Below are 21,118 nucleotides of genomic sequence, written 5' to 3'. Positions count from 1 at the left end.
GATTGTCGTTGGTAAACTTACGGAAAAAGCTGCCGCCGCTGACAGCCCTGACGGCGTTCGAAGCAGCCGCGCGGCTTGCGAGTTTTACCCGCGCAGCAGCCGAACTGGGGGTGACGCAGGCTGCAATCAGCCGCCAGATCCATGTGCTGGAGGAGGATTTCGGTTTTCCGCTGTTTCGTCGACTGCATCGCAAGATCGAGCTGACGGAGAAGGGGCGCCAGCTTTTCAATGCGGCAAGCGACGCCTTCAGCCTGATCGCCGATGCGGCGGCGGACCTGCGTGCCGAAGGGCCGGACGATGAATTGGCAATCTCGGCGACGATCTCCTTCGCCCATTTCTGGCTGATGCCGCGCATCGCCGCCTTTTCGCAGGCTCATCCTGAGATCAAGCTGCGTATCGTCACGCAGGATGCCAGGACCAGCATGGAGGCCGGCGATATCGATCTCGCACTGCGTTATGGCATGGGAACTTGGCCGGACGGGCAGGCGGAGTTTCTGTTCGAGGACGAGGTTTTTCCGATCTGCAGCGCCGAATACGCGCAGGCGAAGGCGCCGATCCTGACGTCGGCGGATCTCATCGACCATCCGCTGATTTCCAGCGATACGGACGATCCGATATGGACCGGCTGGGAAGAGTGGCTGGCAGCCTTTTCCGTCAAGGCGCCGAAAAAAGGCCGCGGCCTGCATTGCAGCTTCTATACCGAGGCGATCTACGCCGCGATGAACGGCCAGGGCATCGCGCTCGGCTGGAACCGCCTCGTGGCGGACCTCATCCGACAGGGGCGGCTGGTGCGCCTGACCGAAGTCTCGATCCGCACCCGGGCCGCCTATTTCGTCGTGGTGCCGACCCGTAAGCCAAGAAAACAAAGCGTGCAACAATTCATCGAATGGCTGCGCGCCGCCTCGATCTCACACGCCTGATAGGTTCCTTCGCGGCGGGTGCCGTCATTATTGCGCAACATTTTCGCCGGCGAGAACGTCGGGATACAGCGCAGCGGCGATGTCACGGATCGCGCCGGCCGTGCGTGGTCCGAAGTTGATCATGTAGGCGCCCTTGAGGACGATCAGGGCCTTGTCGCGGGCCGCCGGTGTCGTCTTGAGGGCCGGGATCGAGAAGACCTCCTCGGGTGTCGGGCCGCCCTTGTCGTCCGGCATCATCACCACGACCTCGGGCGCGATCTCGACGAGGCTTTCCTCCGAGACGGATTTGTAACCTTTGAAATCAAGCGGATTGATGCCGCCGGCATAGGAGATGATGGCGTTCGCCGCAGTGCCTTCCCCCGCCGCCGTCAGCTTCAGCAGGCCGTGGAAAAACACCACCCGTCGGCGGCGCTCGGCCGGCACGCGCTCGGCCAAAGCCGTTGCGGCGTTGAAATCCGCGGTGACACGGGCGGCGAGTTCTTTGCCTCGTTCTTCTAGACCCAGCGTCCGGGAAATCAACTCGATCTTGGCGATCATGCCCTCCAGCGTATTCTTTTCCGGCACGAAGACGAGCGGGGTCGATAGCGATTTGAGGATATCGATGGCGGTTGATGGGCCGGCATCCTCGGAGGCGAGGATCAACTCGGGGGCAAGCGAAATCACCCCTTCCGCCGACAGCGCCCGGCGATAGCCGACATTCGGCTTCTGCTTCAGCGTTTCCGGATAGGTGCTGCCGCGATCGACGGCGATGATCCGGTCTTCGGCGCCGAGCGCTACCACGATTTCACTGATGTCGGCACCGAGCGTCAGGATCCGTTTTGCCGCCGATACCTGCACTTCGCGACCGAAGGCATCCCGAATCGGTTCTTCCGCAAAAGCAAGGGGCGGGGCCGAGGACAGAGCGCCCACGGCGAGAAACAGCAGCGCCATCCAGCGGCTCCATCCAGGCCTGTGGGCGGTTTGGCGGCGGGACAAAACGGGCATGGCTGGTTCCTCGATGTAACAAGTTGCCCGTTGCATAGCGTTGCACCGCTTCTTTGTAAAATTAAAGTTGACAACAGCAATCATATTTTAATACCCGTTGGCTCACGGGTCACCGCGCGCCGCTTTCGGCGTGCCATGGCCCAACCAGCCCGCCAGCGCCGTATTGCGGCTCAAGCCAGCCACCTGTTCGAAACGCCACCTCGGCGCCGGTCATCCCGGTGCCGTTGCCGGCATTCATTTCTCTGTCCGCCGGTCGCGCGAGGGTGCAGCGGCCGGGCGGATGCTGGTCTCAAGGGGGATCCGATGGTCTATTTTTCCCACACGCGCCGCAGGCTTGCGGCAGGTTCGGCTTTGGCGCTGCTGGCGTTCGGTGCAAGTCAGCCCGCAGCGGCGCAGACTGCGGACAACAAGACGACACGCGTCACGGCAGGACGCACAGGTGAGTACGGCGCCACCGTGCTCGATACGATCACCATTTCGGCCACCAAGGTCAAACAGGCGGTCATCGACGCCCTGGCTGGCGTCAGCTACATCGGCGGCAACGAATTGGAGCGGATGCAGGCCGACACGCCGGCCGACCTGTTCCGCACGACGCCGGGCGTCGCCGCCTCCATGAACGGCGACGATCCGGCCACGGCGATCAACATCCGCGGTCTCGAACAATATGGCCGCGTGGTCGTGACGCTCGATGGCGCCCGTCAGGATTACTGGCGCGTCGGCCACGGTTCCGGCTCGTTCTATGTCGAGCCGGAACTCTTGAAGGATGTCACGGTCATCCGCGGTCCGGTGTCGAACGCCTATGGCTCCGGCGGGATCGGCGGCGTCGTCTCCTTCGAGACCAAGGATGCCAGCGATTTCCTGCGCGACGGCGAGACCTGGGGCCTGAGCGAAAAGCTCGGCTACGAATCGAATGGCGACGGCTTTACCACCAGCACCATCGGCGCCTACCGCTTCAATGAGGACGCCGACATCATCGGCAACATCATCTATCGCGATCGCCAGGCCTATGAAGACGGCAACGGCGATACGGTGCCGTGGACCGGCGAGACCGTGCGCAACGCCTATCTCAAGAGCACGTTGCGCCCGGCCGATGGCCATGAGCTGAAGTTCGGCTTCATCCAGCAGCGTTACGACGACTACATCACCGGCTCCAGCGGCTCGACCTCGCCGACGCTCAGCCGCTACGATGCGGAAACGGAAAACCGCACCTTTGCCGCCAACTACACCTGGGACAACAGCGACGACCTGATCGATTTCAGCGCCAATGCCTATCACAACCGCACGCGCGCCGAGCAGACTCAGGTGTGGCCAACCTCGGCGATCGGCAATTTCCGTTATTACGACGTCGCCACCAGCGGTTTCGGCGCCAAGAACTCGTCCCGCTTCCACGGGATGGGTTTCGACCATACGCTGACCTATGGCGGCGACTACTATTACCTCACCGGCGATTCCAACGCCGCCCATTTCGGCTCCGGCGACCAGCATGCCTATGGCGCCTTCCTGCAGTGGCAGGGCGACCGCGACAACTGGCTGCAGCTGGTCGCCGCGCTGCGCTACGACGGCTACCAGCTGGACGGCCAGACGCGCGAAACGCCGCCGCAGGATGCCTCGATCTCGGGCAATCGCTGGTCGCCGCGCGTCACCGTCGGCGTCACGCCGGTGGAAGGCCTGCAATTCTACTCGACCTATTCCGAAGGCTATCGTTCGCCGGGGCTGCAGGATGTGTTCCGCGGTGGCGGCGCGCATGGCAGCGGCGACACCTACCGTCCCAACCTGCTATTGCAGCCCGAAGTCGCCAAGAGCTGGGAGGCCGGCGTCAACATCAAGTATGACGACGTCTTCATGGCGGGCGACATGCTGCGCACCAAGGTCAATGTCTTTCATACCAACGTCGAGGATTACATCGACGTCGACCTCACCAATCCGATCCGCACGGCGGCGAATATCGGCGACGCCCGCCTCAAGGGGATCGAGATCGAGGGCATCTATGATTTCTCCTGGGGTTTCGTGAACCTTACCGGCGCGCTGATCGATGCGGAAATGACCAGCGGCGTCTATGAAGGCCAGACGCTCAACAACACGCCGCTGAACCGCGCCTCGGCCACCGTCGGCTTCCGTGCTTTCGAAGACACGCTCACCTATGGCGTCCAGTTCGTCCATATCGGCGATGTCACCCGTACCAGCCATACCAATCCCAATGCCGCGGCCATCGTCAGCGACGGCTTCAACCTCGTCAATGCCTTTGCCGACTGGCAGATCAATCGCGACGTGAAGCTGGGTGTCGGCGTTGAAAACATATTCAACGTTGCCTATACCGATCCGCAAAGTTCATGGTCCACGACATCGGCGACCGAGCAGGGCAAGGGGTTGACCTTCAAGATCAACCTGACCGGCCGCATCGGCGGGTAAGCCCTTTTCGCCGGGCGCGTATCCTGCCCGCCCGGCCATTCAAGCGCACTTGTTAGAGAAGACGCCTATGACACAACTGCACTGCCGCATGGAACTCAGCCTCACGAGGCTGCCGAACTACCTGCACCTGATCGTCGACCGGCTGGCGAGTTTCGATGCGGCGGTGGACCAGGACGAAAAGCGGATCGATTTCGAATTCTCCTTCGGCTCGGCCCGCTTCGACATGGCGCCGGAACAACTGGTGATGAGCGCGTCGGCGCCTGATGTCGAGGGCCTGCGGCGCGTGAAGGAACTGCTCGGCGTCGCTATCCAGCTCTATGCCAAGGGCGAGACGTTCGAGATGACGTGGAGCGGCGATCTTGCCGACGACACGACGTTGTCCTCTTTCCGGCTGATGCGCGTGGTGCATGCCAGGCAGTTGACGCCGACCATGCGCCGCATCCGGCTCGAAGGCGAAAACCTCGAACGTTTCGAGAGCTTTACCGGCATGCACATCCGCATGCTGTTTCCGACCGCGGCCAATCCGGAACCGGTCTGGCCGATTGCCGGTGCCAATGGGCTGGCCTTCTGGCCATCGGAAGAGCGCAAGCCTGTCGCCCGCGTCTACACGATCCGGACGCTGGACGTGAAGGCCGGCTGGATGGACGTGGACTTCGTCGTTCACGGCGATGTGGACGGCGGTGACGAAGGCATCGGCTCGGCCTGGGCGGTTCACGCCGGCGAGGGCGATGTGGTCGGCATCATGGGACCGCTCGGCCGACCGGTGCGTTCGGCCGACTGGTATGTGATGGGCTGCGACGAAACCGGCTTGCCGGCGCTCAGCCGCATTCTCGAAAGGCTGCCGGCGCATGTCCGCGGCGTTGCTTATGTCGAGGTCGCTGCGGCTTCCGATGAGCAGTCGATTGCCCATCCGGAAGGCGTCGAACTGCACTGGATTCATCGCAACGGCATTCCCGGCGGCGAGCATCCCGGCCTGGTCGATGCCGTCTGCGCCGTCGGCTGGCCGGACGATGTCGCGAGCTTCGGCTGGTTTGCCTCGGAAGCGGATGCGGCAAGGCGGGTGCGCGACTACTGGCGCAACACCCTGGCCTATGGCCGCGACCAGACACTGGCCGCGGGCTACTGGAAGCGCGGCGCGCAGGGCCTGATGGCCGGCTGACACAAGTCCCACAAAATGCGCTGCGGTTTTGCATCAAGCCATTGGGGCAACCCCATGCTTGTGGCCTCTCGGCCACAAGGGCGACCGAACTGCCTTCTGCGACAAACCGTCCCGTGTTTTGGCCCGGATGATACTTTAAACCCTGAAACCTCGCTGTTTCAGGAGTAGCTAATTGCATAACAAGTTGATGACCCGGCGCCAGGTTCTGCGGGCCGGGGGCGGCATATCGACGCTTCTGCTGACCGGATGCGCCACGACCCAACCCGTGCCGGTTCCCGTCGTCAAGCCCGATCCGCCGCCGCTGTCCTATGCCGAAATCTATGCGGCGAAGGCCGACGAGCCCTTTCCGCTTCCGGCCATTCCCTACCAGAGGATCGATCCGCGTTTCTATCGCCGTGTCGTCGACAATCCTACGGCCGAGAAGCCGGGGACGATCGTCGTCGATACTGCCAATCACTTCCTGTACCTGGTCCAGACCGATGGGCGGGCCATGCGGTATGGTGTCGGCCTGGGACGTGCGGGTTTTGCCTGGTCGGGCCGGGGTGTCATCCAGTACAAGCGCCGCTGGCCGCGCTGGACGCCACCCGACGAGATGGTCGCCCGCCAACCTGAACTCAAGCCTTACAGCATCGCCAACGGCGGCATGAACCCGGGGCTTCGCAACCCGTTGGGCGCCCGCGCGCTCTATATCTTCCAGAACGGGGAAGACACACTGTACCGCGTCCATGGATCGCCGGAATGGGCGTCGATCGGCAAGTCCGTATCAGCCGGCTGCGTCAGGATGATCAACCAGGACGTCTGCGACCTGCACGACCGGGTATCCAACAAGGCAACCCTCGTCGTCACGGCGCTTGCCGGATGATGCGCATCGCATGAACAGCTGAAGGGCGGCGCGCGAACCCGATGGGTCCGCGCCGCGCTTCATGGTGTCTTGGGCAGTTTTTCCCCGGTAAACGGATCGGCAAGTGCCGCGGCCGGACGGCTGATCGGATAGGACGTGTGCGAAATCCGGCTGGCGAGCTTCTCCGGACCGTTTTCCTTGAGCAGCGCGCGGAAACTCGGATGCATGCCGCCGTCGACATAAGACATGACGTGGTTTTCGGTGGCCTCCGTCAGCAGCCGGTCGACGTCCTTGGCTTGTGTCGACCAGGCGGCAGCCACCTGCGGATCGACCACCCCTGCCGCCGGGCAGTCTGCGAGCGGACTGCGCGGCTCGCCGTCGCCGAATGTCGTGTCGAACACATAGCGGCGGCCGCAGACCGATACTTTCGGCTGCCGGCGCGTCGTCTCGAAACTGTCGTAACCTTGCTTGAGCGTGCGCCAGAACGCAAAATTCGGATCGTCGCGATGCGCCACCAATTTCCGGGCGGTCATGCGGAACGGGAAGGCCTGGACCTGAAACCGGTCCTGGCCGCCGTCCAGGGCATTCTGCACCAGCGAATAGATCTCGCCGACGCCCTGATCGGTCATGGCATAACATCCCGAAGACGAACAGGCGCCATGGACCATCAGCGCTTCGCCCGTATAGCCGAGGGCGGATTCCAGCCGGTTGGGATAACCAAGATTGAAAGACAGGTAATATTGCGACTTCGGGTTCAGCATGCCCTTGGAAACATGGTAGAAACCCTCCGGCGCCTGCCGGTCGCCGGCTTTGGTTTTCGGACCAAGCTTGCCGGACCAGCGACACATCGGATAGCTCTTGAGAAGCGCGTAACGCCCGGTGCGATCCTGCTTCCACACTTCCAGCACGCTTTCTTCCTTGAAGATGCGGACCAGGACCGGGCTTTCCGGCGTCATGCCCTTTTTCTGCATGGCCTTGAGCAGCGCCGCCGACAGCTTGGGCGTGGCCACGCCCAGATCGTCGAGGGTCGCGGATGTACACCCGGTCAGCGCCATGGCGAGGCCGGCCAGGAACAGGCCTGAAACGGCGGCACGCTTGAATCCGGAAAGGGCTTTGCGAACAGGCGAAATCATCGAGAACAGGGTCCGGCGGAAATGAGACGTGCTTTTAGGGCGGCTGCGCACACGACGCAACCACTCCTTCAGGTGGGTATCATCCAGAATTGCGGTTAATCGTTGGTATACTCGGCAGATTCAGGCGACGCTGACGTCGGCGACCGGTCCGCGCTGCCGGTCGATCATGGCACGAAATTCGGCATCCGGAACCGGAGGGCTGAAATAGTAGCCCTGTGTTTCCGAACAGCCGGCCTTGGTGATCAGATCGAGTTGGGCCGATGTTTCGACGCCTTCCGCCGTGGTCAGCATATTGAGGTTGCGGCCAAGCGTGGCGATGGACTGGACGATGGCGAAGCTGTCGGGCCGGCTTTCGAGATCGCGTACGAAGCTGCGATCGATCTTGAGCTTGTCGAAGGGAAAGCGCTGCAGATAGCTCAGCGACGAGTAACCGGTGCCAAAATCGTCGAGTGCTATGGTCAAGCCCAGCGAGCGCAGCCGGTTCAAGACGTCGAGATTGGCGACATTGTCCTGCAGCAGCACCGATTCGGTGATTTCCAGTTCCAGCCGCCTCGCATCGAATTTCGTCAGCGCCAGCGCCGCCTTGACCATGCCGACCAGGTCCGTCTGACGGAATTGCACCGGCGAAAGATTGACGGAAACACGCACGTGCTGCGGCCAATCGAGGGCGTCGCGGCAAGCCTGCTGCAGCACCCATTCGCCGAGCGTGTCGATGAAGCCGGTTTCTTCCGCCAGCGGGATGAATTCGGCCGGCGAAATCAGCCCGCGTTCCGGATGGCGCCAGCGCACAAGCGCCTCGCTGGCGACGATCTTGCGGGTCTTGAGCGAAATCTGCGGCTGGTAGTGAACTTCGAATTGCCCGAGCTGGATGCCGCGGCGCATGTCGGCTTCCAGGTTCCGCCGGCTTTGGAGCTGTTCTTCCATCTGCTGGGAAAAGAAACGATAGACCGCCGTGCCATCGGCCTTTGCCCGGTAGAGCGCCAGGTCGGCATTCTTCATCAGCTTGTCGGTATCGTTGCCATCGCGCGGCGCCACGGCGATGCCGATGCTGGTGCTGACGTGGATCTCGTGGCCATCGATATGGTAGGGCCGGCTGATGGTGGCGATGAGGCGCTCGGCCAGGTCGAGGGTGCTGTCGAGCGACGTGTCGATGCAGGGATGCAGGACGGCGAACTCGTCACCGCCCAGGCGGGCGACGATATCGCGCTGAGAGGCGGTGTCGCGCAGCCGCTTGGCGACCTGGCGCAGCAGGGCATCGCCGGTCGGATGGCCGAGCGTGTCGTTCACTTCCTTGAAGCGATCGAGATCGAGATAGAGGATGACGAAGGGCTGGCCGCCCGTCTCCAGCCCGCGCAATGCCTGGCCGGTGCTTTGCCAGAACAGCAGCCGGTTGGGCATGTCCGTCAGTGCGTCATGGTGGGCCATGTGCACGACGCGATCCTGGGCGCGGTGGCGCTCGGTTACATCCTCGAAGGTACATACCCAGCCGCCTTCGCTCATCGGTTCGTGCGAAACCGTCAGCACCATGCCGTTGGCGAGGTGATGGATGTGATCGCTGAGCACGGCGATGTCGTTCCGGTCGCGGCTCTCGCCTCCGGCAGCGCCGTCTGCCGCGCCGGGCAGCAATTCGGGCGCGATGAGATCGGCCAGTGGTGTGCCCGGCGTCAACCGGGTTTCGTCGAGCCCGAACAGGGTCACGAAACGGGAATTATGGACGATGACGCGATTTTGCTCGTCAAGCAGGCAGAGGCCGAGCGACATGGCCTCCATTGCGGCATCGAAACGGGCATTCTGCAAAGCCACGGTCCGTTCCTTCGCCTGCAGGATTTTCTGCGCGCGGCCGAGAAGGCCATTATGGATAAGCAGCAGCAAGATCAGCAGGCAGCCACCGGCGATCATGCCGATGGTGACCCAGGTCAGGGCCCATTGCAGGTCGAAAAGACTGCGCCGGTCGTTGTCGATACGTGCCGAATTCCACATGTTGCCGCTGGCGGAAAGCCGCACCAGCTCGGGATAGACCGGTTCCAGGATCGCGACGATGCGTGCCGGTGTGCCCGGTGCGGAAAGCTCGTCGAGCAGTGGCCGGGTCTGGTCGAGTGCCGCTTCGAGATCGTCGAGAATACGGCCCATGCGCGGATCGGAGGTAATAAACTTCTCGACCCCATTGGCGCGGAGCGCCTTCAGGCGGTTGACGACGATGTCGAAGCGCAGCCGAATTTCGCCGGCATTGACGCTTCCGTCGATCATGCCGTACGCGCTGATGCGCTGCTGGAGCCTGGAGAACTCGCCGGGCGCCTGTGCCACCGTCCAGGTGACGTTGCCCAGGCCGACATCCTGCAGTGCTGTCTGACGTTGAAGAACGAGCGCTGAGATGTAGACCGCCAGGGCGATGAACCCTAGGATCACGATAGTCAGCGCTGTGCGAAGGAAGCGCATATGGCCCGATAAGTTTTACTCGACGGAGATTGCCTTGACCTGCCAGACAGCCCGACCATGATAGGGCTGTTTCTGCAGTACGGGATTGCTGTCGAACGGATAGATCACGAAAAACGGACCCTGATCATCGATCGGCATGTATTCGCCGTTACGCTTGACGGCGAGGATCGTGCCAAACGTAGAGAAATCGCTGATCGGAATATCGACGCTGTAGTCGTTGAGCGCCGTCACGATGGCCGTCTCGCCCTTGGCATTGGCCTTTTCGAGCAGCAACGTCAACGGCACGCCCTGGAAGTCGACGACGCCCTCGTTCCAGGGTGTCGATGTCTTCACCGATACCAGGCCCATTGCTTCCAGTTGATTGCGGTCGAACGTGATCGAGCCCGATGAACTGGTGACCGTCACAGCCGGTACATCCTGCGCCAAAGCGGGCGCAAGAAACGCAGAAAGGGCTGCAAGGACGATGGAAACAAGAAGGCGCATCGGGGTTGGAAGCTTTCGGATCACAAAAAATTTATGTTGCGAGGTCAAGCCTGCGCAGCAAGTTCTTAAAGACCGATTAATGCCGGTTGCGCAAGCAAAATTGAATTAACAATTCATGATTGTGTTGCGTCCACATGTTCGGGAACGGCACGTCAAGACGGGTCGCTCGACGTATCGGCTCCCTCAACCCGCTTTCCGGATGGTTGTCCCGGTATCCTGCGCGAAACAATAACAGCCGCGCCCCTGCGATTTCGCCGAGTAAAGCGCAGTGTCCGCCTGCCGCAAACTGGTGTCCAAGCCATCGTGATTGTCCGCAAGAGCAATTCCGATGCTCACGCCGATGTCGGCCTCGCAGCCTTCGACGTGGTAGGTCTGTCCGAGCATGGTAATGAGGCCCTGAGCCACGAGCGCCGCCTTTTTCATCGGGTCGGCACCGCCAAGTATAACGGCAAACTCGTCGCCGCCCAGGCGTGCGGCGGTCGCATCCGCCGGCAGGACCTGTCTCAAGCGGGCCGCGACCTGCTGCAGCAAGGCATCGCCAATCGCGTGGCCGAACCGATCGTTGACGCTCTTGAAGCCATCCAGGTCGAGGTAGAGCGCGGCGATTGCCTCGCCGGCTTTCATCGTGCTGACCAGGTCGCTCAGATGCCGGCGGTTGGGCAGGCCCGTCAGCGGATCATGGGTGGCCAGGTAGGTGATCTCCTGCGTGGTCGCGACGAGCGCGATCTGACGGGCTCGTGCTTCCAGCAATTCGACGACGGTCGCGGCCAGATCCGTCAGGATGAACTGCTGATCGGTGGAGAAACCGTCCTGCGGTTGCGTATCGAGAACGCAAAGCGAGCCGATACACGCGCCCGATGGCGTCAGCAGCGGCGCTCCGGCATAAAAGCGGACATGCGGCGCAGCAGTCACCACCGGCGCATCGGCAAACCGAGGATCGGCAAGTGCATCCGGCACGACGAACACCGTTTGCCTGCTGATCGTCTCCTGGCAGAAGGCGCGGTGGCGCGGCATCTCCGTCGTCTCCAGGCCCTGCGTCGACTTGAACCAGAAGCGATCGCCATCGACGAACGCAAGCGTGCAGAAGGGAAAACCGAAAATCCCTGTCGCCATTCTGGTAATGCGGTCGAAATTCGGCTCCGGAGGCGTGTCGATAATCGCGTAGCGACGCAACATATCGCTACGACTTGCTTCATCTATTCGCATTTGAGAATTGTCCAATACGCGGTTCTGCAGGGACGATATCGATTCGTTTCTTTCGAAACATGAATGGAATCACTCAAATTTTATTTGTATTTTCAGCGTCTTGTTCGCGTTGGCGGCTTGGCGGGGCATCGCCGGTCACCATCCGGCGACGTGCTTCGTCTTGTCCGCCCTGGAACTGAAACAGTGCAAGCGGCGCTCGCGGGGTCGGCTTGAGCACGGCTGCGCGACCGGCTCGCGGTCATGAGGATCGGTGGCGGAAGAAGTGCTGTCACATGCCCCCGGCTGCAAAACCGTGGCTTGCAAAATCAGGAGAAAATCAACGATTCCGGTGCATATTTCACTGTATAGGCCCGGCGGCACATGCATGTCATGGCCGTGTGGGCGCATGTGGGGGGTGCATTTGGATCCGGAGATAGTAGAAGCGCTCGTCGCTTTGGTCAGCCATACGGAGCAGGCCGTATCGATTTTCGACGAGAGCGATACGTTGCGATACGCCAACGAGGCGTTTCGGACGATTATGGGCCTTGAACCCGACGAATATCCGACCTGGGCCGAGCTGATGCGGTTGTCCTATTCACGCAAAAAGGGCACGCGCATCGATGCCGAGGATATGGAGGCCTGGCTCAGTTCTGCGCGGGGACGGCGTGGGAAACAGTCTTTCCGGTTTAATGAAGCGGACTTGTACGATGGCCGCTGGTTCTATGTCGGCGAAACGACGCTTCCGAATGGCTGGATGCTGTGCGTTTTCTCAGACATCACCAGTCTCGCCACGGGTCAGCGCAAGCTTCGCTATGAACGGGATATTGCGCGGCGAGCCTCGTTGACGGACGAGCTTACCGGCCTCAGCAATCGGCGCTCGATGTTTCAGCGGTTCAATGAACTGGCGAAGCTGTCGCCAGACATTCCCGTTGTGGTGGTCATGCTGGATATCGATTTTTTCAAAGCGGTGAATGACCAGTTCGGACATGATGCCGGCGATACCGTGCTGCGACATTTCTCATCCTTGCTTCAGCAACAGACGCGCCGGAACGACCTTGCCGGGCGGATCGGAGGCGAGGAGTTTCTGCTTGTCTTGCCCAATGCGCAGATCGACAGCGCCGCCGCCCTTCTGGAAAGGCTCTACGCCATCCTCGCGACGGCATCCCCACTCGCCGCCAATCCAGAGTTCCGCTACTCGTTTTCTGCAGGTATCGCCGCCGCAAATGTTGGCGAGGGGGCACAGGCTCTCCTGAGGCATGCGGATGAAGCGCTGTATGAAGCGAAATCGAACGGGCGCAATCACTATCGAATCCACAAGTCTGATCTGTCCTCGCAGCAGGATGCGGATGGTCGTCGCTTCCATGAATCGCCAACGGATTGGCGCCTGTTGCAATGAAAATGCACGCGATGCCGATAGGGTGCGGCGAGAGCTGCGGGCTTCGGCTTTGAATTCGAATTTTTCCGTGTGGATGATGGTGCTTGCCGGTCGTTCGGAATAGCATTCCGATAATGACGCAAAAATCCGGAAAGACCGAACAATGATGCGAACTGAAGGTATCGTTACCTTCGTGGCCGTCGTCGAGGGCGGCTCGATCAGCGAGGCGGCAAGACGCCTTCGGCTCTCCAAATCGGTGGTGAGCGAACGGCTGGCCGAACTGGAAAAGACGCTGGGCAGCGTGCTTGTCCATCGCACCACGCGCAAGCTCACATTGACCGAGGATGGCCTTGCTTTCCTGGAGCGCGCCCGCCGCATCACACGAGAGATGGAGGAGGCGGTCACGGATATGTCGGAGCGCCGGGGAACGCTTGCGGGGCCGCTGCGGATAGCCGCACCGGTGACCTTTGGCCGCATGCATCTCGGCCCGGCGCTCTATCCCTTCCTTTGCCGGCATCCGGAGTTGGAACTGACGCTGGATATCGACGATCGCAGGGTGGATGCCGTTTCCGATGGATACGACGCGATCATCCGACATGGCCCGATTGCCGATTCCCGTCTTGTCGCCTGGAAGTTGGCGCCCAGTCGTCGTGTGCTGGTTGCATCCGCGGACTATCTGGAACGGTCCGGCATCCCCCGCACGCTGCAGGATCTGGAGGGCCATCGGGGCATCTTCTACACCAATCGTGGTATCGCCGACTGGCGATTCCAGACCACCGGCGGCGCCGTGATCGCCAGGGCGAAACTCGCCATGGGAATGAACAATGGCGATATGATGCGCGATGCCGCCATCGCCGGCCTCGGCATAGCGCTTCTTCCCGCATTCATCGCCGGGCCGGCGATCAAGGACGGGCTGCTCCGGGAAATCGAGATCGACCACCAGCCGGAGCAGGAATTCATCTTCATGGCCCATCCGCAGGGCCGAACTCCACCGGCCAAATTGCGGGCCATTGCCGATCACCTGAAAAAAGCTTTCGGCAACCCGCCCTATTGGGATCCCAATCCCGCATTGTGATCGCCGTCTCGCAAACTGTTCGCACTTATGACGGTCGCCGGCATCTGAGGATCGAAATCGCTCTAACCGACCGATCTCAGGCCAAGATAGGCCATGAGGCTGACCGCAGAGATGATGGTGGTGAGTTCGGATCTTGTGTTGTCAAAGATGGCGGCCAACAGAATCCCGAGACCCATAATGATCGATATCGCCAATAACTGCTGATCCGAGACAATGAGTGCGATCGTCGCCAGAAAGACCGCCGTGGCAACCGTGGTGATGGGCGCGCGCTGCTCGGCAATGTTGCCATCCGGCAAATAGGGCAGAGCAAAACGACGGACGCTCAGGCCGGCGGCAATGCTGAGAAACAGATAGCTGAGGGTGATGTGCATCATGCGAACGGGCCAATCGACAGGAAACGTCATTTCAAACGCAAACTCCGTGCCAACTCCAAAGGTCCGGGGCGGGATGGAACACCATGCCAGTTGGCTATTTCCGTGGCACCTTGATCCTTTTTTTGGCAGTGTTTTCCCATGGAATGTCGTCCTCGCGATGATGTCGCTGAACGTGATCGGGCTGACGGATGCAGGGTCAATGGAAGCGGAAGGTTGCCGGCTGCAGCAGTGGTGCCGGCTTTACGGAAGCGAATGAAGCGTGGCGAGCGGATCTGCCCCGACAAGCGCTGCATGGCCGCCGTAGAGCAGCCACAGCGATATCAATGCCGCGCCGATTGCGCCGACAAGCATGGGGCCATCGATGCGGAAAGGCTGTTGTCGCCGCGAAATCGCCAGGAACGGCACGACCGAGGAACCTTTGGCGATGGCAGGCCATTCCGCCCGGAATTTTGTGCGTGCCCGGCGTTCGGTCATGGCCAGGCCGCCCACGGCAAAGACAGCAAACCCGCCGAAGAGAATCAACGAACGCAGGTCGCCATTGGGAAGCACATGGCCGGCAGCCCAGAAAACGAAACCCCACAGCACCGGATGGCGGGTGATGTTGACGATGGCGCCTTGCGAATGCCCGTCCTGCCGCAGGCTGACCGAAAAGGGGTTGGGGCTGATCAGCCCGGCAATGACGAAAAACAGGCCGAGCGGGGCAAGAATGAAGGTTACCGACACCTGCCAGGCCGCCGTCGCCCAAAGCTCGATATAGTCTGTGTTGAGCGCTTCATAGAACAGCCAGACAAGCAGGGCTGTCGACACCGTCGAATAGCCGGCGAGATACGCCGGTCGTCCCACCCTGCCGATGATGCGCGTCCGGATCGCCGGGATCGCCGGCACAGAGTGCAGGGCGACGAAAAGAATGAAGGCGGCGAATAGACCGATCATGGTCTCCCCTGCGTCTATTGCTGAAAGAACAGAATGGCTGCGACGAGGCCGGAGGCGGCAACCGCGATCGTCGTACTGTAGGCCTGAAGGATACCCATACGGTTCAACGCCACCGAAAAACCGATGATGATCGGCGTGCTTACGACGAGGCCGAATTGAGCATCTGTCATGATCTGTCTCCTTTGTCCCCATTTTTCTCCCAGCCGTCGTGGTCTGTCATTGCGCTGGCGCAAAGAAGCCGCGTCGCGATGCGCGCTAGAAGAAAAAAAGAGAGTTAGGTGATGACGGCTACCCGGATCGGTGTTGCCATACGCAACACTTCGGCGGAACTCGCCAAGCAGACCAATCGTTGCCGGCTGCTGCTCATCCTGACGGACGGAGCGGTATCGATCACTACGAAGGTCGGTTCGCGCTTGAGGATTTGCGCAAGACGATGGCGGAGGTGCGGCGGTAGGGAACCTCGGTCTTCGCCGTCACCGTAGACAAGGATGCGCGCAGCGACCTGCCGTCGATGTTCGCCCGCAACGGCTTCGCCATCGTCGGCGACATCGGCGAATTGCCCCGGGCCCTGCCGACAATCTATCGGGGACTGACACGCTGAACGGGGAAAATGGCGTGCCGCGCAGGGCTCGAGGGTGGAGGACCTTCGAGCCCTGTTTGCCTTGCCGTATTTCGCCATGATGTCGTCGGTCATCGGTCGTCCTTTTGGGTCCACAACCGACCTACCAGACTGTCCTTTCCCCTCTTTCTTTGCCCTTGCTCAACGTGCGGACCGATAATGCCGGAAGTTTGTTCCGGAGCAATGTCGGTCGTCCAGATTGCTCGTAGGCTTGCCGATACGGACCATGCCGTTCGGACCCAATTCCAAGCTCTGGAGCCACGATGACAGACACAATTCCCGAAATCGACGTGCGCGTGATCCCGCCTGCACAACGCCATCCATCCATCTTCGGCATGCTCGCGACGTTGACGCCGGGGGCGGCGATGCATGTCACCAGCGATCACGACCCGCGGCCGCTGCATTACCAGATTTCCAGCCGTTTCCCGGATGAATTCGATTGGGCCTATCTGCAGCAAGGCCCCGAGGTCTGGAAAGTGCAAATCACCAGGGCCGAGAGCAGCGGCTGTGAGTGTTGCTGCGGTCACTAGAGCAATTCCAGCAAAAGTGCGTAGCGGTTTTGCGTCCGGAATTGCTTAAAACAGAAGGATGGAGCGTTTCGCTATTCGGAGGAAGGCGGGATTGCTCTCAGGAGGCGATCATGCCCGGTGCTCCCATCTCGCGTTGGACAATGTCGTATTTCGCTCTCTCCCTCCTCTGCCTCCTATTGGCGGTGGCGGCGATGGGGGCGGGTTTCGGCTTTCCATCCGAAGATGTGGGCGCACCGGATACGCTCGTTGTCGTTCATCTTCTGGCGATCGGCTGGCTGGGGTTGCTGTTTTGCGGTGCGTTGTTGCAATTCGTTCCGGTGCTGGCCGCGGCGAAGCCTTGCTTCGCGTCCGTGGCCGCGCCCGCCCTCGTCATGCTGGCCTTCGGCCTCGCGGCGCTGATCGCCGGCTTTCTGTCGCTTGGCGGCCGGGCAGGGTTCGACCTCGAGATCATGCCGGTTGGGGCGGTTCTGCTCGCATCCGGTTTCAGCGCCCTTGCCATTTCTTATGCCGCGACGATCCTGTCGCGGCCCGTTGTCGATCATTCCGGAAAGCTGGTCCTGATAGGCCTCATCTCCCTGCTCGTTACCATGGCTCTCGGCGCGGCGTTCACCAGCGTCCTGAGTGGATTGCTGAACGCCGAATGGAGCGCCGACCTGCTGGTCCGGGGGCTGCCGGTGCATGCTTTCTCCGGTGTCGTCGGCTGGATGAGCATCACGGCGGTCGGCGTCAGCTATCGGCTATTTTCCATGTTCATGCTGGCGCCGGAGAGCGGTTTTTCAACGCGACGCCTGATCGTCAGCCTCGTCGGGGGGCTTTTGATGCTCTGGCTGAGCCCATTCTTTGCCTCCATATATCCCGGTGCGGATATGGCGGCGGAGTGGACCGCGATTGCATTCTTCGCCGTGGCGCTGTTCGTCTATCTTTCGGATATATCGAGGATGGTTCGGACGCGGCGACGCAAGGCGCTGGAACTCAACACGCTCGCCGGCATCGCTTCCCTCGCTTATCTGCTCGTTGCCGTCGTCATGATCGCCATCGGCCAGGTTTTTACGGGAAAATTCGCTTTCGGCCCGGCGGCGATCTATGCGCTTGTCATGGGCTGGCTGTCCGGACTCGGGCTTGCGCAACTCTACAAGATCGTTCCCTTCGTGACGTGGCTTGAGGCCTATGGGCCGGTGATGGGCCGTGTTGCCGTGCCGCGGGTGCAGGATCTGGTCAAGGAGCGCCGCGGCCGCCGCTGGTTCATTCTGTACCACCTCGGCGTTTTTCTGGGTGTTGCTGCCTTGCTTTGCAACGCCGATCTCGTTTTCCGCCTCGCCGCCTGGGTGGAGTTTGCAGCGGTCGCCGGGCTGGCCATCGAACTCGTTCGCGCACGGCGACTGGGCTATGCCCCTGCCGATATCCGCCTTCCCCAGGGGGCCGTGCGACCGCATCTTCTCTTTGCCAATCAAATCTAACGGAGTGAGCCGATGGGCTTTGAATACAAGGAACTGGATGTCCGTCCGCTGCTGCAGGCGGGTGTGGAACCCTTCGTCGAGATCATGACTGCCGTGGACGGTCTCGGGCCGGGGCAGGGGCTGCGGTTGCTGGCGCCGTTCAGGCCACAGCCGCTCTTTTCAGTGATGGAGCGCAGGGGATATCTCTACGAACTGTCGGAGTTGGATGGCGGTGACTATGAAGTCCGCTTCTTCCCAAAGAACCCCGAGGTTCTCGCTTCGGAAAATGCCGATGACGCCGATAGCTGGCCGGAGCCGTTCATGGAACTGGATCTGACCGATCTCGATCCGCCGCAGCCGATGGTGAAGATCCTGCAGGCGCTCGAATCGATGCCGGAAGCGACCGTGCTCTTTGCGGTCCTCAGTCGCGAGCCGGTTTTCCTGTTTCCCGAACTGGTGAAACGTGGCCACCAATGGGTCGGCAACTTCGACAAGGCGGGAACGGCGTTTCGCCTGATGATCCGGCGCGGAGGGACGAAGCCATGATGTCCGCAAGGCTTGTCTCCGAGCGGATTGCCGCGGCGCTCCGCGATGTCATCGATCCCGAGATCGGCCGAAGCGTGGTCGACATCGGCCTCATCTATTCTGCGGAGCTGATTGCGGACGATCATCTCCTCATTCGCATGACGACGACGACACGCGGCTGCCCGGTGGCTGGTTTCCTTGTGGATGCCGTCCGCGAGCGTGCCTTGTCGGAAGGCCTGGCGAAGATCGTCGATGTCGAACTGACCTACGATCCCCCATGGACGCCGGACATGATGCACGCATGACAACCGCGAACGGCCGCTCTGGGCGGCCGGCTTCTTTTCGTCGAACCGTGTCCAGTCCGCTTCCACATCGCAGGCGCAAGATGATGCCTTTGCCTCGGTCTTTGATTGAGCAGGGGCATCCAATTTCTTGTTCTCATTTGCCGATTGGCTGACGTCGTTTGTTCACCAGCATCGGCCCGTATTCGCAGAGATAGAGGCCGAAGGCCAATAGCCACGTCAACCCTGCGAGCGCATGTAGAAGGCTCGTATGGCCAGGGAAAGCCGAGGTTAGCGGCCGCACCAGCGCACAGGCGACGATTGCGGCATAGGCCAGGTTTGTCATCGGCGAGGCATGCAACTCACGGCCCGTGTGGCCGCGGGTGGCGCGCGTCATCACAGCCAGCATCATCGTCGCCACCGTTCCGATCGTCAGTACATGCATGGCAGCAGGGCCGTCCAAGAGCCCTCGGGCGGATGCCGCGATCGCCATGAAGCCGAGGGGGACGAAAAGGTAAGAAATGTGCAGGATCGCGACGATCGGTTCGGCAAACGTCGCCCATCCACGCCAGCGGTATAGCCGGATGGCCTGCAGTGTTGCTGCGCCGGCGGCGGCCAGTGCCGTGACCGGTGTTTCCGGGTTTGCCGCCCAGGCGAACAGGGCTGCGACGGAGACAGCGATGGTGACGGTGTCGAACCGGCCATGGGGAGACGGAAAGCGTGTTGCGCCTTGTTTTGCCAACCAGTTGCGCGTGAAGCTCGGCAGGATTCGGCCGCCGACGACGATCACCAGGCCGATATAGGCCGCGATGGCAAATCGGGAGCTGAAATCAGGTGCGCCCTTGAGAATGGTCTCGAGGTGAAAGCAGATGTTTGCGGCCGACAAGACACCCAGCCCGGTGACCACCTTCAGGTCCGCCCATTTTTTCCCCGCCACGATTTCCCGGACGCAGATGAACAGCAGTGTCGGCAGGAAAATCGAATCGATGCCTGCCGCCCACAGGTTCCCTGTCAGCTGCGGCGCAAGCATGGCAGCCCGGCCGGCAACCCAGAGCAAGAATAGCAGGAGGAGCGGTCGGCCGGAAACCGGAAGCCTTCCCGTCCAGTTGGGGACGGCGGTCAGCAGAAATCCAGCCAGGACGGCGCTGGCGAAACCGAAGAGCATTTCATGCTGGTGCCATGCATGGACACCGTAGCCTTCGGCGAGTTCAAGTCGTCCCGCCAATGCGAGGATCCACAGGCACATCGCAGCGCAGGCCCAGACCGCCGCTCCGAGGAAAAAAGGTCTAAATCCATAGGAAAAAAGGATTGGACCCGTGGTGGAAAGTCCGCGTGGAACGGCTCTGCGCCGTGGCGCGGCGATTTGGTCGGTACTACCCATGTCTTGTCTCCATTTCATCGGAAGACAATAAAAGCAGGGAAGCCATCACCTCTTTGTGGAATGTCAAAAAGAACGCAAACTTGCTTTGCCGATGTTGCTCCAGCACAAAGGGAGCTGGAGCGGCCGGGCATCTACGCCAAATGTCAACCACAACCTCATGGAGGCCTTCGAGAAGGGAGTTGTCGCCCATTTCAAGGTGGAGGGCGAGTGGAACAACGAACTGATGACGGCGATCATGGCCGCGGCATAATCTCCCGGTGGCTTGTCGCTAGGACCACAGTTGGTAAACTGCCGTCCGGTCGATAAACATGCATCGGAGGTTGGAGTTCCGTTGAAGATAGACAAGAGCGTCGTCAAGTCCTTCCCCATGTTCGAGAAAATGCCGGACTCCGATGTGGAGGTCCTCGTGGGGCAGGCGGTCGCCAAGCGGATCGGCCCGGGTGAAGCCTTTTTCGAACAGGGCGCTGCCGCGACGCATTTTTTCCTGCTGATCAACGGTCGGCTCAAGGTTACGCAGGTCACCCCCAATGGCCAGCAGATCATTGTTCGCGTAGTCCATCCGGGTGACCTTTTCGGCTTCGCCAAGGCGTTGCGCCGAAGCGATTATCCGGGGACGGCGCTTGCGGTGATCGAAAGCCTGGCGCTCTGCTGGCCGACCGAACTCTGGCCGCGATTCATCGACCGCAGCCCCTATCTCGCCGTCAGCGCGCTCAACACCATCGGACAGCGCCTCGAAGAGGCGCATACGCGGATACGCGAAATTTCCACCGAGGAGGTCGAGCGCCGGGTCGCCCATACCGTGCTCCGGCTGACCCGGCAGGCGGGCAGGACGGAAGAGGCCGGTGTCCGCATCGATTTTCCCATCACCCGGCAGGATATCGCCGAGATGACCGGAACGACACTGCACACCGTTTCCCGCATCCTCAGTGCTTGGGAATCCAAGGGCCTGGTTGAGGGCGGGCGGCAGAAATTGCTGGTGCGGGATATCGCCGGCCTGCAGGCTCTGGCCGACGGCAGCGACCGGTAAACATGCAAGTCG

At 61.3% G+C, this 21,118-nt stretch carries 21 protein-coding genes and 2 pseudogenes; 13 read left to right on the top strand and 10 right to left on the bottom strand.

Annotated features, from left to right (window positions below; translation table 11 throughout):
- The first annotated feature begins 8 nt into the window (after nucleotides 1–8).
- Nucleotides 9–920 (top strand): transcriptional regulator GcvA, encoded by a 912-nt coding sequence (gene gcvA / locus ACSQ3I_RS06210; RefSeq protein ID WP_435997052.1) that lies wholly within the window; start codon nucleotides 9–11, stop codon nucleotides 918–920.
- 27 nt (nucleotides 921–947) lie between these two features.
- On the opposite strand, the gene ACSQ3I_RS06205 is transcribed toward gcvA, so the two are convergent.
- Together ACSQ3I_RS06205 and ACSQ3I_RS06200 are read right to left on the bottom strand one after the other, a co-directional pair.
- Complete coding sequence (locus ACSQ3I_RS06205; RefSeq protein ID WP_435997050.1) at nucleotides 948–1,850, bottom strand: heme/hemin ABC transporter substrate-binding protein; 903 nt, start codon at nucleotides 1,848–1,850, stop codon at nucleotides 948–950.
- 163 nt (nucleotides 1,851–2,013) lie between these two features.
- Nucleotides 2,014–2,142: a hypothetical protein gene (locus ACSQ3I_RS06200; RefSeq protein ID WP_435997049.1), complete on the bottom strand. Its 129-nt coding sequence runs from the start codon at nucleotides 2,140–2,142 to the stop codon at nucleotides 2,014–2,016.
- A gap of 65 nt (nucleotides 2,143–2,207) precedes the next feature.
- On the opposite strand from ACSQ3I_RS06200, the gene ACSQ3I_RS06195 reads away from it, so the two are divergent.
- The 3 genes from ACSQ3I_RS06195 to ACSQ3I_RS06185 all read left to right on the top strand — a co-directional run bounded on the left by ACSQ3I_RS06195 (nucleotide 2,208) and on the right by ACSQ3I_RS06185 (nucleotide 6,334).
- Nucleotides 2,208–4,313, top strand: coding sequence for a TonB-dependent hemoglobin/transferrin/lactoferrin family receptor (locus tag ACSQ3I_RS06195; RefSeq protein WP_435997047.1), 2,106 nt, complete (start codon nucleotides 2,208–2,210; stop codon nucleotides 4,311–4,313).
- A 67-nt stretch (nucleotides 4,314–4,380) separates the two neighbouring features.
- Nucleotides 4,381–5,472, top strand: coding sequence for an SIP domain-containing protein (locus tag ACSQ3I_RS06190; protein ID WP_435997045.1), 1,092 nt, complete (start codon nucleotides 4,381–4,383; stop codon nucleotides 5,470–5,472).
- 172 nt (nucleotides 5,473–5,644) lie between these two features.
- Nucleotides 5,645–6,334, top strand: a complete 690-nt coding sequence (locus ACSQ3I_RS06185; protein ID WP_435997043.1) for a L,D-transpeptidase — start codon at nucleotides 5,645–5,647, stop codon at nucleotides 6,332–6,334.
- Nucleotides 6,335–6,393: 59 nt separating this feature from the next.
- On the opposite strand, the gene ACSQ3I_RS06180 is transcribed toward ACSQ3I_RS06185, so the two are convergent.
- From ACSQ3I_RS06180 to ACSQ3I_RS06165, 4 genes are all read right to left on the bottom strand, one after another.
- A complete protein-coding gene (locus tag ACSQ3I_RS06180) occupies nucleotides 6,394–7,446 on the bottom strand; it encodes a L,D-transpeptidase family protein (RefSeq protein ID WP_435997041.1) in 1,053 nt (350 codons plus the stop codon).
- Nucleotides 7,447–7,566: 120 nt separating this feature from the next.
- The gene (locus tag ACSQ3I_RS06175; protein ID WP_435997039.1) at nucleotides 7,567–9,852 is read right to left on the bottom strand and encodes a putative bifunctional diguanylate cyclase/phosphodiesterase; all 2,286 of its coding nucleotides are present in this window, start codon (nucleotides 9,850–9,852) and stop codon (nucleotides 7,567–7,569) included.
- Between the two features lie 45 nt (nucleotides 9,853–9,897).
- Complete coding sequence (locus tag ACSQ3I_RS06170; RefSeq protein WP_435997037.1) at nucleotides 9,898–10,365, bottom strand: molybdopterin-dependent oxidoreductase; 468 nt, start codon at nucleotides 10,363–10,365, stop codon at nucleotides 9,898–9,900.
- A gap of 183 nt (nucleotides 10,366–10,548) precedes the next feature.
- Nucleotides 10,549–11,571 carry a diguanylate cyclase domain-containing protein gene (locus tag ACSQ3I_RS06165; protein WP_435997036.1) on the bottom strand — a complete coding sequence of 341 codons (1,023 nt, stop codon included), beginning with the start codon at nucleotides 11,569–11,571 and terminating at the stop codon, nucleotides 10,549–10,551.
- 250 nt (nucleotides 11,572–11,821) lie between these two features.
- Here ACSQ3I_RS06165 and ACSQ3I_RS06160 point away from each other — a divergent pair, with 250 nt between their 5' ends.
- Entirely contained in the window at nucleotides 11,822–12,946 is a 1,125-nt protein-coding gene (locus tag ACSQ3I_RS06160; protein WP_435997034.1) for a diguanylate cyclase, read from the top strand.
- 142 nt (nucleotides 12,947–13,088) lie between these two features.
- On the top strand, nucleotides 13,089–14,000 hold the full coding sequence (locus tag ACSQ3I_RS06155) for a LysR family transcriptional regulator (RefSeq protein ID WP_435997033.1): 912 nt from the start codon (nucleotides 13,089–13,091) through the stop codon (nucleotides 13,998–14,000).
- Between the two features lie 62 nt (nucleotides 14,001–14,062).
- Here ACSQ3I_RS06155 and ACSQ3I_RS06150 read toward each other — a convergent pair whose 3' ends face one another.
- The 3 genes from ACSQ3I_RS06150 to ACSQ3I_RS06140 all read right to left on the bottom strand — a co-directional run bounded on the left by ACSQ3I_RS06150 (nucleotide 14,063) and on the right by ACSQ3I_RS06140 (nucleotide 15,477).
- Complete coding sequence (locus ACSQ3I_RS06150; protein WP_435997562.1) at nucleotides 14,063–14,374, bottom strand: hypothetical protein; 312 nt, start codon at nucleotides 14,372–14,374, stop codon at nucleotides 14,063–14,065.
- A gap of 240 nt (nucleotides 14,375–14,614) precedes the next feature.
- The gene (locus tag ACSQ3I_RS06145; RefSeq protein WP_435997031.1) at nucleotides 14,615–15,307 is read right to left on the bottom strand and encodes an NnrU family protein; all 693 of its coding nucleotides are present in this window, start codon (nucleotides 15,305–15,307) and stop codon (nucleotides 14,615–14,617) included.
- Nucleotides 15,308–15,321: 14 nt separating this feature from the next.
- Nucleotides 15,322–15,477 carry a hypothetical protein gene (locus tag ACSQ3I_RS06140; RefSeq protein ID WP_435997029.1) on the bottom strand — a complete coding sequence of 52 codons (156 nt, stop codon included), beginning with the start codon at nucleotides 15,475–15,477 and terminating at the stop codon, nucleotides 15,322–15,324.
- A 120-nt stretch (nucleotides 15,478–15,597) separates the two neighbouring features.
- On the opposite strand from ACSQ3I_RS06140, the pseudogene ACSQ3I_RS06135 reads away from it, so the two are divergent.
- The 5 genes and pseudogenes from ACSQ3I_RS06135 to ACSQ3I_RS06115 form a co-directional block, all read left to right on the top strand.
- Nucleotides 15,598–15,908 (top strand): annotated as a pseudogene (locus ACSQ3I_RS06135) (protein norD); the annotation flags it as partial.
- A gap of 281 nt (nucleotides 15,909–16,189) precedes the next feature.
- A complete protein-coding gene (locus ACSQ3I_RS06130) occupies nucleotides 16,190–16,456 on the top strand; it encodes a DUF2249 domain-containing protein (protein ID WP_435997028.1) in 267 nt (88 codons plus the stop codon).
- Nucleotides 16,457–16,566: 110 nt separating this feature from the next.
- On the top strand, nucleotides 16,567–17,913 hold the full coding sequence (locus ACSQ3I_RS06125; protein ID WP_435997026.1) for a hypothetical protein: 1,347 nt from the start codon (nucleotides 16,567–16,569) through the stop codon (nucleotides 17,911–17,913).
- 12 nt (nucleotides 17,914–17,925) lie between these two features.
- Nucleotides 17,926–18,438, top strand: coding sequence for a DUF2249 domain-containing protein (locus ACSQ3I_RS06120; protein WP_435997024.1), 513 nt, complete (start codon nucleotides 17,926–17,928; stop codon nucleotides 18,436–18,438).
- Entirely contained in the window at nucleotides 18,435–18,722 is a 288-nt protein-coding gene (locus ACSQ3I_RS06115; RefSeq protein WP_435997022.1) for a metal-sulfur cluster assembly factor, read from the top strand. The genes ACSQ3I_RS06120 and ACSQ3I_RS06115 overlap by 4 nt, the downstream gene beginning before the upstream one ends.
- 133 nt (nucleotides 18,723–18,855) lie before the next feature.
- On the opposite strand, the gene ACSQ3I_RS06110 is transcribed toward ACSQ3I_RS06115, so the two are convergent.
- The gene (locus ACSQ3I_RS06110) at nucleotides 18,856–20,097 is read right to left on the bottom strand and encodes an NnrS family protein (RefSeq protein WP_435997020.1); all 1,242 of its coding nucleotides are present in this window, start codon (nucleotides 20,095–20,097) and stop codon (nucleotides 18,856–18,858) included.
- A 102-nt stretch (nucleotides 20,098–20,199) separates the two neighbouring features.
- Between ACSQ3I_RS06110 and ACSQ3I_RS06105 the strand changes: the two are divergent.
- Both ACSQ3I_RS06105 and ACSQ3I_RS06100 read left to right on the top strand, forming a co-directional pair.
- A pseudogene (locus ACSQ3I_RS06105) lies at nucleotides 20,200–20,329 on the top strand (copper-containing nitrite reductase); the annotation flags it as partial.
- An 81-nt stretch (nucleotides 20,330–20,410) separates the two neighbouring features.
- Complete coding sequence (locus ACSQ3I_RS06100; protein WP_435997018.1) at nucleotides 20,411–21,106, top strand: Crp/Fnr family transcriptional regulator; 696 nt, start codon at nucleotides 20,411–20,413, stop codon at nucleotides 21,104–21,106.
- Nucleotides 21,107–21,118 lie beyond the last annotated feature (12 nt).

This window comes from Rhizobium sp. LjRoot30, assembly GCF_964253915.1.
In the GTDB taxonomy this organism is placed as follows: domain Bacteria; phylum Pseudomonadota; class Alphaproteobacteria; order Rhizobiales; family Rhizobiaceae; genus Metarhizobium.
The sequence above is the reverse complement of the archived record's forward strand: the minus strand, read 5'-3'. Positions and strand labels throughout refer to the sequence as shown.